The organism is Klebsiella sp. ME-303 (genome assembly GCF_007910085.1).
GTDB lineage: Bacteria > Pseudomonadota > Gammaproteobacteria > Enterobacterales > Enterobacteriaceae > Klebsiella > Klebsiella michiganensis.
On the sequence record NZ_VOJB01000087.1, the window covers coordinates 1 to 15,745 of the forward strand.

Below are 15,745 nucleotides of genomic sequence, written 5' to 3' on the forward strand. Positions count from 1 at the left end.
CTCACTGAACGATATTCTGGAGGGTGACTATGACAATTATCTGCAGACGCCTCCTGATGCCGCTTATGCAGTTTCAGCCAGTATTGAATATTAATAATGCCTGGCTGAATAAGAACCCTGGTCAGGTAAGATGGAAAATCACCAATAATCATCGCCAGCGGCAATAACATGACGCTGCCGTAATGGGATATCGATGTTACTGATCTTTGGCGGTCTGCCCGGTACCGGGAAATCAACCATCGCTCGCCTGCTTGCCGCCAGGCTGGGGGCCGTCTGGTTACGGATTGATTCAATTGAACAGGCGCTGATCCGCGCCGAAACCGTCACCCGGCACGATATAGGACCGGCCGGATATCTGGCGGCGTACGCCATTGCTGCGGATAACCTCAGGCTGGGCAACGTGGTGATTGCCGACTCAGTTAACCCTATAGCCATTACCCGCCAGGCCTGGAGAGCGGTCGCGACCGAGAATGCCGCGCCTTATCTGGAGATAGAACTGACCTGCTCCGACCAAATGCAGCATCGGTATCGCGTGGAAAACCGAGTGGCGGATATTCGCGGTCATATTCTGCCGGACTGGCAAAAGGTTATCACCCGTGAGTACGAACCCTGGCGCACCGCCAGCCTGACTCTGGATACCTCGGTGCTGACCGCAGAAGAGGCGGTAGAGCGGATCGTTGAGCATATTGCGTCACGCGATCGCCACGCGCCGGTAGGTTCGTAGAAGCCGCCGGGCCATCGGCGGCAACAACCTACATAAAGAATTTCACGGCCTGCTGGAGGGTGGTACCGACGCCCCATAACAGCGGCACGCTCACCGCCAGCCAGCTTACGGTTAACAGCAGCGTGGACGGGCGGGGCTCCCACGTGAGCTGGGCATCCTTGTTGATGGTATACAGTCCTTTCGCCTGCTGCTGCTGTTCCGCGGTCATCGCATGCTCTTCCGTCAGCGGACGCACCAGCTGATTACAGATAAAACCCAATACCAGCAGGCCGGTCAGGACCATCAGCGTAATATCGTAGACGCGCTCGGGCGAGACCCCGTGCGTCAGCTGATACTCGCGCAGATAGTTCACCAGAACCGGGCCGCTGATCCCCGCCGCCGACCAGGCGGTTAACAGGCGCCCGTGAATCGCGCCCACCATTTGTGAGCCAAAGACGTCGGCCAGATAGGCGGGAATACTGGCAAAGCCTCCGCCGTACATCGAAATGATAATGCACATCGCGCAGACATACAGCGCGATATAGCCGCCGTGATTCACCAGCGGCAACGTGCCGTACAGCACGGCCCCCAGGCAGAAAATGATCGCAAAGGTCATTTTGCGTCCGCACAGGTCGGATACCGATGCCCAGAAAAAACGTCCCAGGATGTTAAACAGGCTGAGCAGGCCGGTAAATCCTGCGGCCATGGTTGCAATGCGTTTCAGCTGCTCGCCGTTCAGCTCATGCCAGCTGAGATCGAGCGACAGCAGTTTGCCGGCAAAGATCTCCTGCAGCATCGGCGAAGCCATACCGAGAATGCCGATCCCCGCGGTGACGTTGAGCCACAGCACCATCCACAGCAGCCAGAACTGCGGAGTGCGGCAGGCAACGCGGACGTGCACCTGGATCGTGGGATTATTGCGAATCGTTTTTTGCGCCTTCTCACCCGAAGGATGCCAGCCCATGGGCGGCAGGCGATAGCCAAAGGTACCGGCGAGCATAAACAGCGCATAAATCGCCGCCAGCGCCAGAATGCTTTGCCATACCCCGTTGCCGGCCGGACCGGCGAAGTAATTCATCAGACCGTTTGCCAGCGGTGCGCCCACCAGCGCTCCCCCGCCAAAACCCATAATCGCCATCCCGGCCGCCATTCCGCGCTTGTCAGGAAACCAGCGCAGCAGCGTCGAAACCGGTGAAATATAGCCCAGTCCGAGACCGATTCCGCCGATGACCCCGGCCCCCAGCCACAGCAGCCACAGCTGATGGAAATAGATAGCGACGCTGGATAGCAGCAGGCCGCCGCACCAGCACAAAGTGGCAATAAAGCTCACCAGCCGCGGTCCAACCTTCTCAAGCCAGCTGCCCCACAGCGCCGCCGAACAGCCGAGAAAAACAAAAAACAGCGTGTAGGTCCAGCCCAGCATGGAGATTTTCCAGTCGCAATCGCGGGTAAACAGCTGCTGCCAGAACGACATCGTGGCGGGGCATTGCAAGGACGCGCTTCCTCCTATGAGCTGCGACATAGGCAGCCAGTAAACGGAAAACCCATAGGCCATACCTATACAGAGATGAACCGCCAGCGCGGCCGGTGGCACCAGCCAGCGGTTAAAGCCGGGCCTGGCGATGATACGGGGTTTCGCGAAAAAATCGCGGAGGGGAGAGACCGGTGCGGTCGCGATGTTTTCATTCATTTGCGCCATTTTCCTGTCCTTTTTATCGATATTGGCCGACGAATGCTGCGGTCGGGGAACGTAGATAAAAGGCAAGAACGGTGCCATTTGATTAAATTGCGTACAAAAATGGCGACTGAAGCGAGCAAGCTCCGCCGAACGGCTGAGGCGAAAAGCCCGCCACCGGCGACGGAGGCACCGCCTGCGATAAAATCGCCGGGCGCGCTATTATTTTGATAAACGGCGATCTCAGAGTGATACGCGGTGCCGGGTGGCGAGGGCGCGTACCGGCCTGCTAGCCCGCCGCACGTTAGCTTAAGGTATCAATCCATTCGCTCTGGCGCGGGTTCTGCCGACGATAGCAGTGTACCGACACCGCCAGCTGCGTCAGGTCGGTGAAGACCATCGGATCGAGCTGAATATGCTTTTTAATCTGCTGCAGCCGGTAGGTGAGCGTATTGCGATGAATCCCCAACAGCAGCGACGTTTTGCCCGGCTCGGCGTTATTGGCAATAAAGCTGCTGAGGGTATCCAGCAGCACTTCGCCGGAATCATGCTCAAGCAGCTGGCGTACGTTATTGATAAAAAAATTGACCATATAGCTGTCTTCCAGCACCCGGAACAGGCAGAGCATCGCCATTTCGCGAAAGTAGTAGATCTGCCGCTGCGGCTGCACTTTGCTCCCCACCTCAATCACCGACCTGGCGAATCGGATGGCCTCGCGAATATCCGGAGCGCTGTCCGCCTGCACGCCAATACCGATATGGTAATGGCTGATCTGATTGCTGAGGACAAACTCGATGCCCCGCAGCAGCGTTTCCTGGGATTCGCTCAGCGTATTGAGGAGCAATATTTCATTACTGCCCAGCAAAATCACGTCTCTTACCCCGGACAGCTGCGAGAATTCCCGCAGCAGCGTACTCAGTATTTCGCTTAGCTGATGCTGTTCGACCTGCACGGTTACCACGACCGGCACCAGCGGCGCATCAAAAGCGAAGCCAAGCTCCACCAGGCGATGCAGCGCTTCCTGTCCGGCGGGCGAAGCGCCTTGATCAAGATATTGACCAAACAGGGTATCGCGCAGACGCTGTCGCCAGTTGGTTTCCCGCATCTCTATGGCCTGGCGGACCAGCAGCTCGGCGGTGAGTACCGCCAGTTCAGCATAGCGGCTGATCGCCGCGGGATCGCCGCTGATGCCCACCACCATCACCACGCGATCGTCATAGATAATGGGATGATTAATACCGGGATGCACATTCTGGAAACGCGCGGCTTCCGCGGTGTTATTAATACAAATACGTTTACCGGTGCGTATCACCTCACGGGCGATCTCATGCTGCTCGCCGATACGATGCCGTTCACCTGAGGCAATGATCTGTCCATGATGGTCAATCACGTTCACGTTATGATGAATTATCGCCATTGCCCGGGCGACAATTTCATTAGCCAGCGCCGTCGTAATAATCATACAGTTATCCGCTTATGTGCCTCTCCGCGCCGCCCGCTCAGAAAGGTTCGTAGAACATTCTCCGCTGCGTCGGCGAGGAGCTGTTCGCATGTGTTCATCGACTCCGCCAGCGGCATAGGGCGCTGGCAGATAGACCACATCGCGTCAATATGGTGTTGATACAATTGCCGACTGCTTTCATCGCGTCCGCCGCAAAGGGCCACAACCGGTACGCCGTGGCGCGCCGCTTTGCCCGCCACGCCCACCGGGGCTTTACCAAAGGCGCTCTGACGATCGAGCCAGCCTTCCCCGACGATGGTCAGTGCGGCATCGCTAAGATGACGGTCGGCGTTAAGCAGTTCGAGCACCAGGTCAATGCCCGGGCGCAGCGTGGCGCCCGCATAGGCGATCAGCGCGGCCCCCATACCGCCCGCGGCCCCGGCGCCGGGCCGTTCGCTGACGTCGTAGCCGAGCGTTTGCGTAAGCTGCCGACTGTAGTGCGCCATACCCGCCTCCAGCTCCCTGAGCGCCGCCTCATCCGCGCCTTTCTGCGCGCCATACACCCAGGTGGCGCCATCTTCCCCAAGCAGAGGATTTGTGACGTCGCAGGAGGCCTGTATTTCGGCCTGTCGTAAGCGCGGGTCCATGGCGCTTAAATCGATGCGCTGAATATGCGCTAGGTCCTTGCCCGCCGCGGGAACCGGCAGCAGCGTGCCGTCCTCGCGCCAGAAGCGGGCGCCAAGCGCCTGGGCAAAACCGATGCCGCCATCGTTGGTCGCGCTGCCGCCCAGCCCGATAATCAAACGCCGACACCCGGCATCCAGCGCCGCTTTTACCTGCTCACCCAGGCCAAAGCTGCTGGCCTGGCGCACATCCCGCTGCGCTTTCGGCGTGAGCTCCAGCCCACAGCTTTGCGCCATCTCGATAATGGCCCGTTCGCCGGGCAGGATCAGAAATGCGGCCTGTACGGAGAGACCGTAAGGCGAGGCGCAACGCTGCTGCTGCCACCTCGCGCCCTTCAGCTGCGGACTTTCCGCAAGGGCCGAGAGCAGCCCCTCTCCGCCGTCCGACACGGGCATTTCGACCAGCTCCAGCTCCTCGTCAACCCGGCGCAACCCCTGTGCTACCGCTGCGCAAGCGGCCTGCGCGCTACAGCTACCCTTAAACGAATCCAGCGCGATAACAATCTTCATGCGTTCTCCTGCGTTAATGCGCTTTGCGCGGCGTTTTATCGGTGGTCATGAGCTGCAATAACATCCCCAGCAGCGCGCATCCCGCCATGGTAAAGAAGGCGTAGATATAACCCGCCGGATTTTCCCATCCCCCACCGAACTGGATGAGCCAGCCCATAAGCAATGGCGAAATGCCGCCGCCGATAAACATCGCCGTGGTGATAATGCCGTTGGCGGTAGAGGTGGCGCGTTCTTCGGCGGAGTCCGAAGCCATGGCGTAGTAGATAGGCCACACGGCGTTGGCCACCAGGCCAAAAAATAGCTGAATGGCGATAAGGCGCGGCATATTGGTGGCGAAATAGAACAGCGCAATGCCGATACTCATCCACAGACCGCAGACGATCAGAGTACGTTTACGGCCAAAGCTATCGGAGAGCCTGGGCCAAATTATCTGGCCCAGGGTACCGGTAAGCGTGAAGATAATACTTAGCCCGGCGGATGCCGCCAGCGACAGGCCGGAGACGTGATAAAGGTACGGCGGCAGCACAACGTTAATGCCCATATAGACAATTTGCGTCAGCAGGGTATTGCCCGCCGTTAGCGAAATATTGCGGTTGCGCAGGGTGCGTAAAAAGGTCTTCATCCCTTCGCCTTTGGCAACATGGCTGCTTTCCTGGGTCGCCGGGCGCGTCATCCCCTGGCTATCGATATGCAGATAAAGCGTGTTGATGCGATCGGCGGTGGAATATTTCGCCCAGAAAATCATCAGCGGGATGGCGACGATCAGCGCCAGCAGGAAGCAGTAGCGCCAGCTGCCTTCGCCAAATGCGGAAAGCACCAGACTTGCCACCACGCCGCTCAGCAGCGCGCCAATCGGATAGCCGGTATGATGCACCCCCAGCGCGAAGCCGCGTTTCTCTTTCGGCCACCACTCTGCGGTGTTACTGACGCCGACGGGCTCGCCCCAGCCGGCCCCGAGGTTGACGCCAACGCGCAGCAGCACAAAAGCCGTCAGCCCGTGGCTGATCGCTTTAATTCCGGAAAGAAAAGAGAGGGCGGTATAGCCCAGCACCAGCGGTACCTGAAAGCGCGCTCGCTTCCAGCCTGAACCGTAGCGATCGCTCCAGATGGAGCCGGGGATATCCAGCACCGCAAGGGCAACCATAATCAGGGCGACGACGTTGCCCCACTGTTCCGGCGAGAGCGAAAACTCTTTAGAGATGACCGGGCCAAGGCGCAGGATCATCTCGCGATCGTAGGCGTTAAGCACCCAGATTAGCCAGCAAACCAGCAGCGAAACCCAGGAGAAACGATGTATCAGCCGCTTTTTTCCACCTTGTTCGCCGGCTGGTGTGTGATTGATTGTTGTCATAGTCGTGTTTACTCCGCGGCGTCGCGACAGCATGATGCGCGCCGCCTGGTGTCAGGGTCAGAGTCAGTTCGCCGGGTATTATTGTTATCGCGGCGAGCCGGAGGTTGGCTTAGCCGGCAAAACGCCGTTCCGCTACGCCGGTCACGCCCAGGTCGTATAGGGCGAACAGGCTGCCGCGCAGCTGATTATCTTCCGGGAAGCGCGGGAGGGGCGGCTGCGCCATTGAGGTGACGTACAGCACGTCGAGGTTTTCGCCGCCGAACATGACGCTGGTCACTTTTTTCACCGGCATCTCAATGATGCGATCGACCTTGCCCTCCGGCGTGTAGCGCACCAGCTTGCCCGCGTAGACCAGCGCGTTCCACAGATAGCCTTCGCTGTCCACGGTGGCGCCATCCGCCGCGCCGCCTTCGCTGCGATCGACACGGCAAAAGACTCGTTCTCCGGAGAGATCGCCGGTCGCGGTGTTGTAGTCCCAGGCGCAGATTTCGCCCGTCCAGGTATCGGCAAAATAGAACGTCTCGCCGGAGGGGCTCCAGCACGGGGCGTTAGAGACGATGATATTTTTCTTCAGCACGTGCAGCGACAGATCGGCGTCCAGGCGATATAGCGCGCCGCTCGGCTCCTCTTCACGCATATCCATCGATCCAAACAGAAAACGTCCCTGACGATCGACTTTGCCGTCGTTGAGCCGGTTAAAGGGTCGGTCCGCTTCCGGATGGTGCAGTAGCGTCAGCTCGCCGCTGGCGAAGTCGAGCAGATGCACGCCATTCTCTAGCGCCACCACCGCGCCTTCGCCGTTCTGGCGCAGGGCGAACGAGCCAATTTTCTGCCGCACGTCCCAGCTCTTAATCGCGCCGCCCTGCGCGTTACAGGCGAACAGGCGCCCGTCGAGGCTGTCCACCCACCAAAGACGCTGCTGTTCGACATCCCAGACCGGGCTTTCGCCGAGTCGAGTTTTTAAATCCAGTAAGACTTCGATGCGCATAAGAACCTCCTGATTACGCTTTTTCGCCGTCGGCTTGTTTTGCCGATGCACTGCCGGGGGATGACGAACTTTTGATGAACAGAGACACCAGCGCGCCGACGATCAGTAGCGCGACGGCGAACCATAAGCCGGACGTTGCCGCGCCGGTGCGGTCCTCAAACGCGCCGAGGATAAACGGCCCGAGAAAGCCGCCGCACAGCCCGAGGCAGTTAAGCAAGCCGAAGCTGCCCGCCAGCATATGCCCGCTCATGATCGAGGGGAGCCAGTTAAAGATGATGGATTGCATGGCGAAGAACATGAAAGCGGCCAGCGAGAAGCCAAGCAGCGCCACGCCGTGGCCGGCAATCGCGCCAATGGCCATGCCGGTCGCCATGACCAGATATCCAGCCATCAGCATGCTGCGCGAACGCTGCTCCGTCCGGGCGAAACGCGGCAGCAGGATCCCGCCAGCGGCGGCTGCGATCCACGGGATGGCGGTCAGCAGACCGATCTGCAGCGGAGTAAGCTGGCCCCAGCTACCGATGATCCCCGGCAGGAAATAACTCAGGCCGTAAACTGAAAACTGATGGGTAAAGTAAATCAGCACCAGCAACAAAAACACCCGGGTGGTGAGCGCGGTTTTCAGGGAAAAACGGCTCGGCGTATGGCGCGTCTCCTTGGCTTCTTTCTCCAGCACCGCGTTGATTGCCTCCACGTCGTTGCTGTCCAGCCAGCGGGCGTCGGCAGGTTTATCCGGCAGCCTGCGCCAGACGACGAACGCCAGCGCTATCGCAGGCAGCCCTTCGATAAAGAACATCCACTGCCAGCCGTGCCAGCCGGACATTCCATCAAGGCTTAATAACAATCCGCCCAGCGGCGCGCCGATAATATTGGCCAGGCAGACTCCCAGCAGGAACAGACCGGTGGCTTTAGCGCGCTCTTCGCGGCCAAACCAGAGGGTCAGGTAGTAAATAATGCCCGGATAGAGCCCTGCTTCGGCGGCGCCGAGCAAAAGGCGCATCACGTAAAAGGACGTAGGCCCGGTGACAAACGCCATGCCGCAGGAGATGATCCCCCAGGTGATCATGATGCGGGCGATCCAGCGCCGTGCGCCAATCCGGGTTAAAAACAGGTTGCTGGGGATCTCCAGCACCGCGTAGGTGAGAAAAAACAACCCGGCCCCGAGGCCGAATGCGGTTGCGGAAAGGCCGATATCCACCGACATGGTCGCTTTCGCCATGCCAATATTGGTACGATCAATAAAGCTGATGATGTACGCCACGATAAGCAACGGCATCAAATGGCGGTAGATCTTTTTATGGGTGCGCTGTAGCTGCGCCCCGTTTACCGCCTTTTCATTTATTGCGGACATGGTTATTATTTCCCCGTATTCGTGGTCAGAAGCCTTGCCGGGATCGCGTCGATCCCGTTCGTCAGCTCACAGGTTGTCGCCGGGTGCTGACCCGAACGACGCCCGGCCCGAAGCCCCACTTCGGGCCGTCTTTTCCTAAGCGCCTTCGCGCTCGAACAGCATAGAAATCCCCTGGCCGCCGCCAATGCACATGGTGACCAGACCGGTGCGTGCGCCGCTGCGCGCCATTTCATACATCAGTTTGACCGGCAGGATCGCACCGCTGGCGCCCACCGGGTGGCCGAGGGCGATCGCGCCGCCGTTGACGTTAACGCGGGCTGGATCGAGACGCAGATCGTTCATCACCGCCAGCGCCTGGGCGGCGAAGGCCTCATTGAGTTCAATTAAATCGATGGCGTGAACATCCATATTGAGACGGTCCATCAGGCGTCGGGTAGCGGGAGAGGGGCCAAACCCCATAATCTCCGCGCCGCAGCCGGCGACCGCCCAGCCGCGAATCCGCATGCGCGGGGTTAAGCCGCGCTGTTCCGCCTGCTGGCGGGTCATCATCACCAGCGCGGCCGCGCCGTCGTTAATGCCGGAGGAGTTGGCCGCCGTCACCACGCCGTCGGCTTTAAATGCCGGACGCAGCGCGGCGAGCTTTTCGCGCGGGGTGTCGCGCGGGTGTTCATCGGTCGCGAACAGGCGGGTCGCTTTTTTGCCGTCCGGTACCTCAAGGGCCAGAATCTGCTCGCGGAATCGATCCTCAGCGATCGCCTTCAGCGCCTTCTGCTGGCTCGACCAGGCGAAATCGTCCATCGCTTCGCGAGAGATACCGAAGCGTTGCGCAACGTTTTCCGCCGTGATGCCGTTGTGATAAGGCCCTTCTGGCCAGGTAAGGATGGAGATCAGTCCATCTTCCAGCTCGCCGTGGCCCATGCGATAGCCATCGCGCGCTTTGCGCAGGTAGTAGGGCAACTGGGTCATATTTTCCGTTCCGCAGGCGACGACCACCTCGGCCTGGCCGCTTTGCAGCTGCATCATGCCGTCCGCCAGGGCCTGAAGCCCGGAGCCGCACTGGCGGTTAACCGAATACGCGGTGCTCTCCTGCGGGATCCCCGCCCGCAGCTGGCAGATGCGGGCGATAAAACCGCTTTCGGCGATTTGCCCGACGTTGCCGACGATCGTTTCGTCGATATCCTGCGGCGCAAGTCCGGCGCGGGCGATCGCTTCGCGAATAACCGCAGCTCCGAGGTCATGCTGGTGGGTATGCTTAAGACTGCCGTTAAACGTGCCAATAGCGGTACGCACGCCGCTGACAACCACAATATCATTAGCCTGTGTCATCTTTTTTCTCCTTACAGCACCATGCCGCCGCCGACGTTAATCACTTCCCCGTTGATATAGCGCGCGCCGTCGGACGCCAGAAACGCCACGCACTCGCCAACGTCTTTCGCCTCCCCGGCGTAGCCCGCAGGGATCTTGTTAATCATGATTTGCCAGACGTTTTCCGGGACGCCGCGCGTCATATCGGTATCGATAAAGCCCGGGCAGATGGCGTTAACCGTGACGCCTTTTTTCGCCAGTTCGCGGCAGGCGGTTTTGGTCATCCCCACCACGCCGGCTTTTGACGCCGAATAGTTGGTTTGTCCGACGTTGCCAAGCCAGCTGGCGGAAGCGATATTGATAATGCGGCCCGCGCCGCGCTCGCGCATGCGGATGGCGGCCTGCTGCATACAGAGAAAAGTGCCCTTCAGATTGACATCGATCACCGTGTCCCAGTCCGCTTCGGAGAGTTTGTGCAGCATGGCGTCGCGGTTGATTCCGGCGTTATTCACCACAATATCCACCGGGCCAAACGCCTCTTCGGCTTGGGAAAACAGCGCTTCGACCTGCGCTTTTTCACCGATATTGCAGCTGATAAACAGCGCCTGTGCGCCCGATTTGCGCAGGGATGCGGCGGCGGCTTCGCCGTGAGCGTCGCGATCGGCGATGATCACGCGCGCGCCTTCCCGCGCAAGCACCTGAGCAATGCCAAAGCCGATACCGCGCGCGGCGCCGGTAACAATGGCGGTTTTACTGGCAAGTTTCATAGCTAATTTCCTTGTGAGTCAGAGGATGAATTCCGGGACAGATGTTCCGCGAGGCCGCAGGGCTGCGGGGTGAACAAGCGACTGTCCATAACCTGAAGATCCGCGGCGATCGCCGGACGAAAATCCATATGCGCCAGGATGTCGCGCTCAAGATCGATACCGGGGGCGATTTCCGTCAGCACCGGCCCCTCCGGGCGCAGTTCGAAAACCGCCCGTTCGGTGACGTAATGCATGGTTTGTCCTTTGGCGCGGGCCAGCTCGCCGTTGTAGGAAACCTGATTCACCCCGGCGACGAATTTGCGTACCTCGCCTTCGCGGCGGATATGCAGGGCCCCTTGTTCACAGGCGATCTCCAGCCCTTTGGCGGTAAAAGAGGAGCAGAACACGACGTGGCGGGCATTCTGGGTGATATCGATAAAACCGCCCGCGCCGGGGCAGGATGCGCCGAGCCGCGTGGCGTTGACGTGGCCGTGCGGGTCCATCTCGCCGGCGCCCATAAAGGTGATATCGACCCCCGCGCCGTTGTAATAGAGCATTTGATCCTGGTGGCTTATCATCGCGCTCAGGTTACGACCGATGCCGAAATCAACGCCGCCCGCCTGCTGCCCGCCGTAGATCCCAGACTCCACGGTGATGGTGACCTGCTCGCCGAGCCGTTCTTGGTGAATGATGGCGCCAATAACGTCGTTAGGAATGCCGGTGCCGAGATTGATGACGCAGCCGGGCGTCAGATAGCGGCAGGCAATCCGCCCGATAAGCTTGCGCAGGTCGAGCGGCAGCGGCGCGTTCTGCGCGGCGGGCAGCTGGATATCGCCGCACAGCGCCGGATCGAAGTCCCAGCTGGAGGTCTGGCGGTGATCCATCTGCGGCTCTTCGCATACCACAATGGCGTCGATCAGGTTGCCGGGAACGGTGATGCTTTTCGGATGCAGCGAGCCTTTCGCCACGCGATATTTCACCTGCGCCAGCACCTTCGCCCCATAGCGTCTGGCGGCGAGAACCGCGTGCAGAACTTCCAGCTTCATCACCTCTTCATCGGTCGTGAGGTTGCCCTCTTCATCAGCATGGGTGCCGCGCACAATGACCACGTCCAGAGGAATGGCCGGGTAGAACAGATATTCGTCGCCGCGAAACGTCACGTGCTCGATCAGATCGGGCCGTTCGCGGGTGCGGGCGTTCATCCGCCCGCCTTCCATGCGCGGATCGACAAAGGTACCGAGCCCGACGGGGGAAAGCCGCCCGGTAAGCCCGGCGGCCATCGCGCTATAGAGATGGACGATCTGCCCCTGCGGCAGGCACCAGGCTTCCACTTCGTTGTTGTTGATCATCGCCATCCAGCGCGGCGCCAGGCCCCAGTGCGAGCCGATAAGCCGCGTTACCATACCCGGGTGGGCGAAGTGCTGGATGCCGCGCTGGCGATCGCTTTGCCCAGCGGCATGCAGCAGCGTCAGGTCGCGCGGTTCGCCCGCGGTCAGAAAGCGCGCTTCGATAGCGCTTAAAATGGACTCCGCCGCGCCGATAAGCGTCATCCCGACGGTGCAGACGGTGTCGCCGCTGGCGACCCGCTGGGCCGCTTGATGGGCGTCGATAAATTTGCTGCTCACTTTTTATCCTCCGTTGATAGCGTGATGATGGATTCCGCGAGGCGCGTTTTGAGCTGTTGTTTGCTCACTTTTCCGTTATGGGTGCGCGGTAAAACGCGGGTGAAAATAATGCGCGCCGGCAGCTTAAAGCGGGCGATTTTGACCTTCAGCCAGCCGAGGATCTCTTCGCTGGTCAGGTGGTGCTGGCCGTCCGGCACGATAAACGCCACCGGCTCTTCGCCATAGATCGGGCTGGGGGTCGGGATGACGGCAACTTCCCGCACTCCCCGATAGGTAGAGAGAATGTTTTCCAGCTCCAGCGAGTAAATCTTCTCTCCGCCGCGATTGATCATGTCCTTGCTGCGGTCTTTTATGTACAACCAGCCTTCATCGTCGAGATAGCCCAGGTCGCCGGTACAAAACCAGCCCTGCGCATCGCAGCTCGGGCGTCGTTCGCTGTGCTGCCAGTACTCGCGGATCACCACGTCGCCTTTTAGCCAGATATGCCCGATTTGCCCGGCGGGGAGGAGCTGCTGGCGATCGTTGCGGATCGTAATGGCGAGGCCGGGGATCGCCTGGCCCGAACTGCCGCATTTATCGCTGCCCCAGACGTCGCCCGGAAAAATCGTCGCGGGTGAGGTCGTTTCGGTGAGCCCGTAGATCGGCTGAATCGCCGTGTGCGGGAACAGGGTTTTTAACTCGTTGATCAGTCCATCGCTCAGATGGCCCGCGCCGCAGGCAATCGTGCGTAACGCGGGGAAATCGCCTGGATGACTGGCGCTCTGCTCGCGCGCCGCCTGGCAGAGAAGGATAAAGATGGTTGGCGAGCCGTGCAGAAAGGTAATGTTCTGTTCGCGCAGGGTGCCGATCACCTGCGGGGCGTTGAACCGGTGCTGCAGCCAGATGCTCGCGCCGAGGCTAATAAACAGCGCCAGCAGCGCCGACAGGCCGGTGATGTGATAGATAGGTACCGCCAGAATGGTGCTATCCGCGGCGGTGAGATTCAGTTTTTGCGTATAGGCGTCAATCGCGCAGAGCAGGTTATTGTGCGTGATAATCGCCCCTTTAGGCTCTCCGGTGGTACCGGAGGTGAACATCATCACCGCCGTATCGTCGCGGTTAACCGGGACCGGCTGGCGGGTCAGCGGTTCGGGAAGGGGGAGCGCCTGCCATTCGCTGAGCGAAACCGCGCGCGCGTCGGGGGTGTTTTTCAGCCAGTCCTGCACGGTCGCATCGAACAGCACGACCCGCGGGGCGATATGGCCCACCAGCTCCTCGCTTTCGGCCTGCTTAAGCTTCGTGCTGAAAGGCACCACTTCGATGCCCAGACCAAGCGCGGCAAAAAGGACTTCGCAAAATGCGGGATGATTCCCCCAGGCCAGCAGGATTCGGTCGCCTTTGCGCAGCGACCAGACCTGGTCAAGCTGCGCCATCGCTCGCTGTACCCGCAGGTGAAAATCGCGGTACAGATAGCGCCGATCCTCAAACGCCAGCGCCAGGGCATCCGGGCTGCGGGCGGCGCTGTGTCTCAGGGCCTGGTACAGATTCTGGAAGTCGGCGGAGGTGCTGCTCATTTGTCTCTCCTGATATTGCGTATTGACTGGAAGTAGTCTGGGGAAATTCAGGAGAGGAAATTGCCGAATGGCTCACAATAGAAAATCAACAAAACAGAAGCAATTTTGTAACATTGCACAATAGGCAGGAGAGGTCAGGTGGGGGGGCGAAAATCTGGAAGCAGGCAGGCTTTTGTAAAGCCTGAGGAAGCCCGCTTTTAGACCCGTGTTAACCGGGCCTAAAAGGGAGAAGGGGATCAGCCCGGCCGTTTAGCGTTTAAAGGCATCAAACTCGAGCCGTTCGCCATCGGGGCCGCGAATAAGCAGGAAGCGCACATTTTCTTCCTCAATCGGCCCTTCATCGAGCGGATAACCGAGCGCCGCCAGCCGCTGCTGCACCGCATCCAGGTCGCTGACTTCCAGCGCCAGATGATCGATACCGCAGCGAGGGGCGTCAAAAGGCGTTCCTTCGGGAAGCTGGTACAGCTCGAGGACGGCGCCCGCCATTTCAAGAAACGCGACTTCAATAGCGCCCTGCGGCGACGGTTTGCTAAACCGCTGCTGGCGCTGAAAGCCCAGCGGTTCATAGAAGGCTAGCGAACGCGTTAAGTCGCTGACCTGATAGCCAATATGAGCAATCGTGTTGACCAGTTCGCGCATGTTATACCCCCTTACGCACGCACCAGAAACCGTAGAAAGCGACATACACAAAGCACACAAGTGGGGCGATAAAGGCGATTTGCATATTGCCGCCGTTCATATCCGAGATAATGCCCATCACCAGCGGAATAACGGCCCCGCCGATAATCGACATCACCACGATCGAGCCTGCGGTCTGGGTATCTTTCCCCATCCCTTTGATGACCAGACCAAAGTTTGTCGGCTAGCATGGCGCCATACAGAAGCTGACCAGAATGAGCGCATAGACCGCCAGCATTGAACTGCTGAATACGGCAACCAGTAAAAGGGCGGTGGCGGCCAGGGCAAAGGTACCGAGCAGCAGCGCCGGATTCAGGCGGTTCATCAACCAGGTGGCCACCGTTTTACCCACGGCGTAAATCACCAGAGAAGCCAGCAGCCAGTAGGTTGCGGAGTGCTCGCTGGTGCCCTGCTGCACGAGCTGCACAAAGCGAATCGTGAAGCTCCATACGCCAACCTGGGCGCCGACGTACAAAAACTGCGACAGGATCCCGAGGCGAAAGCGCGGGATGGCAAACAGGCGTTTCAGCGTAGGCCCCATGCTTTCCGTCGGGAGCTGTTGCTGCTGAGAGGGCGTGCCCTTGCACGACGGGAATTTAATAAACACGAACACCAGCGCCAGCACCACCAGCACGGAGCCGATAATCAGATAGGGCCCGACCACCTGGCCGACCATCTGATGGCGCGCGGCGTCCGCGGCGGCGGCGGGCATCGCCAGCAGCTGTTCATGGCCCGGATCGTTTTCGCCGAAGACCATCACCTGGCCAATCAGCACGCCGGAAATCACGCCCAGCGAGTTGAAGGTCTGCGAAAAGTTAATGCGCTGGGTGGAGGAGTGGATCGGGCCCAGCAGGCTGGAGTAGGTGTTTGCCGAGGTTTCCAGAAAAGAGAGTCCGCAGGCGATCACCCCCAGGCAGGCGAGGAACGCGCCGTAGGTCATGATCTGCGCGGCCGGGACGAACAGGAAACAGCCGAGGGCGTACAGGCACAGCCCAATAATAATCGCCGCTTTATAGGAATAACGCTTAATCAGCGCCGCCGCAGGCAGGGCGACAAAGAAGTAGCCGAGGAAAAAAATCGACTGCACCAGCGCCGTCTGGGTATCCGTTAAATCGAAGCCCTTTTTAAACTGGGCG

The 15,745-nt window shown here is 59.8% G+C and carries 12 protein-coding genes and 1 pseudogene; 1 reads left to right on the forward strand and 12 read right to left on the reverse strand.

The annotated features are described in order from the left end of the window. Nucleotides 1-193: 193 nt before the first annotated feature. The gene (locus FQK12_RS18660) at nucleotides 194-724 is read left to right on the forward strand and encodes an AAA family ATPase (protein ID WP_014226732.1); all 531 of its coding nucleotides are present in this window, start codon (nucleotides 194-196) and stop codon (nucleotides 722-724) included. A gap of 28 nt (nucleotides 725-752) precedes the next feature. Here the strand turns inward: FQK12_RS18660 and FQK12_RS18665 are convergent, their stop codons facing one another. From FQK12_RS18665 to fucP, 12 genes and pseudogenes are all read right to left on the reverse strand, one after another. Continuing rightward, a complete protein-coding gene (locus FQK12_RS18665; RefSeq protein ID WP_014226731.1) occupies nucleotides 753-2,402 on the reverse strand; it encodes an OFA family MFS transporter in 1,650 nt (549 codons plus the stop codon). A 280-nt stretch (nucleotides 2,403-2,682) separates the two neighbouring features. After that, nucleotides 2,683-3,840, reverse strand: a complete 1,158-nt coding sequence (locus tag FQK12_RS18670) for a CdaR family transcriptional regulator (protein ID WP_014226730.1) — start codon at nucleotides 3,838-3,840, stop codon at nucleotides 2,683-2,685. Then, on the reverse strand, nucleotides 3,837-5,012 hold the full coding sequence (locus tag FQK12_RS18675) for a glycerate kinase (protein ID WP_014226729.1): 1,176 nt from the start codon (nucleotides 5,010-5,012) through the stop codon (nucleotides 3,837-3,839). The genes FQK12_RS18670 and FQK12_RS18675 overlap by 4 nt, the downstream gene beginning before the upstream one ends. Before the next feature lie 13 nt (nucleotides 5,013-5,025). Then, nucleotides 5,026-6,396, reverse strand: coding sequence for an MFS transporter (locus FQK12_RS18680; RefSeq protein ID WP_162097156.1), 1,371 nt, complete (start codon nucleotides 6,394-6,396; stop codon nucleotides 5,026-5,028). A gap of 76 nt (nucleotides 6,397-6,472) precedes the next feature. Then, nucleotides 6,473-7,351, reverse strand: a complete 879-nt coding sequence (locus FQK12_RS18685) for an SMP-30/gluconolactonase/LRE family protein (RefSeq protein WP_014226726.1) — start codon at nucleotides 7,349-7,351, stop codon at nucleotides 6,473-6,475. Nucleotides 7,352-7,364: 13 nt separating this feature from the next. Next, nucleotides 7,365-8,702, reverse strand: coding sequence for an MFS transporter (locus FQK12_RS18690; RefSeq protein ID WP_014226725.1), 1,338 nt, complete (start codon nucleotides 8,700-8,702; stop codon nucleotides 7,365-7,367). 135 nt (nucleotides 8,703-8,837) lie between these two features. Continuing rightward, nucleotides 8,838-10,028 carry a thiolase family protein gene (locus FQK12_RS18695; protein ID WP_014226724.1) on the reverse strand — a complete coding sequence of 397 codons (1,191 nt, stop codon included), beginning with the start codon at nucleotides 10,026-10,028 and terminating at the stop codon, nucleotides 8,838-8,840. Nucleotides 10,029-10,039: 11 nt separating this feature from the next. Next, nucleotides 10,040-10,774 (reverse strand): 3-oxoacyl-ACP reductase FabG, encoded by a 735-nt coding sequence (fabG, locus tag FQK12_RS18700; protein WP_014226723.1) that lies wholly within the window; start codon nucleotides 10,772-10,774, stop codon nucleotides 10,040-10,042. Between the two features lie 2 nt (nucleotides 10,775-10,776). Further along, nucleotides 10,777-12,378, reverse strand: a complete 1,602-nt coding sequence (locus FQK12_RS18705; protein ID WP_014226722.1) for an acyl CoA:acetate/3-ketoacid CoA transferase — start codon at nucleotides 12,376-12,378, stop codon at nucleotides 10,777-10,779. Continuing rightward, complete coding sequence (locus FQK12_RS18710; protein ID WP_014226721.1) at nucleotides 12,375-13,931, reverse strand: class I adenylate-forming enzyme family protein; 1,557 nt, start codon at nucleotides 13,929-13,931, stop codon at nucleotides 12,375-12,377. The genes FQK12_RS18705 and FQK12_RS18710 overlap by 4 nt, the downstream gene beginning before the upstream one ends. Before the next feature lie 249 nt (nucleotides 13,932-14,180). Continuing rightward, entirely contained in the window at nucleotides 14,181-14,570 is a 390-nt protein-coding gene (locus FQK12_RS18715) for a VOC family protein (protein ID WP_014226720.1), read from the reverse strand. Between the two features lies 1 nt (nucleotide 14,571). After that, nucleotides 14,572-15,745 (reverse strand): annotated as a pseudogene (gene fucP / locus FQK12_RS18720) (L-fucose:H+ symporter permease); the annotation flags it as partial.

What these genes read in the sequence shown, in the direction of transcription:
- FQK12_RS18660 (WP_014226732.1), top strand. Translation starts at nt 194, where the DNA reads ATGTTACTGATCTTTGGCGGTCTGCCCGGTACCGGGAAATCAACCATC.
- FQK12_RS18665 (WP_014226731.1), bottom strand. Translation starts at nt 2,402, where the DNA reads ATGGCGCAAATGAATGAAAACATCGCGACCGCACCGGTCTCTCCCCTC.
- FQK12_RS18670 (WP_014226730.1), bottom strand. Translation starts at nt 3,840, where the DNA reads ATGATTATTACGACGGCGCTGGCTAATGAAATTGTCGCCCGGGCAATG.
- FQK12_RS18675 (WP_014226729.1), bottom strand. Translation starts at nt 5,012, where the DNA reads ATGAAGATTGTTATCGCGCTGGATTCGTTTAAGGGTAGCTGTAGCGCG.
- FQK12_RS18680 (WP_162097156.1), bottom strand. Translation starts at nt 6,396, where the DNA reads ATGCTGTCGCGACGCCGCGGAGTAAACACGACTATGACAACAATCAAT.
- FQK12_RS18685 (WP_014226726.1), bottom strand. Translation starts at nt 7,351, where the DNA reads ATGCGCATCGAAGTCTTACTGGATTTAAAAACTCGACTCGGCGAAAGC.
- FQK12_RS18690 (WP_014226725.1), bottom strand. Translation starts at nt 8,702, where the DNA reads ATGTCCGCAATAAATGAAAAGGCGGTAAACGGGGCGCAGCTACAGCGC.
- FQK12_RS18695 (WP_014226724.1), bottom strand. Translation starts at nt 10,028, where the DNA reads ATGACACAGGCTAATGATATTGTGGTTGTCAGCGGCGTGCGTACCGCT.
- fabG (WP_014226723.1), bottom strand. Translation starts at nt 10,774, where the DNA reads ATGAAACTTGCCAGTAAAACCGCCATTGTTACCGGCGCCGCGCGCGGT.
- FQK12_RS18710 (WP_014226721.1), bottom strand. Translation starts at nt 13,931, where the DNA reads ATGAGCAGCACCTCCGCCGACTTCCAGAATCTGTACCAGGCCCTGAGA.
- FQK12_RS18715 (WP_014226720.1), bottom strand. Translation starts at nt 14,570, where the DNA reads ATGCGCGAACTGGTCAACACGATTGCTCATATTGGCTATCAGGTCAGC.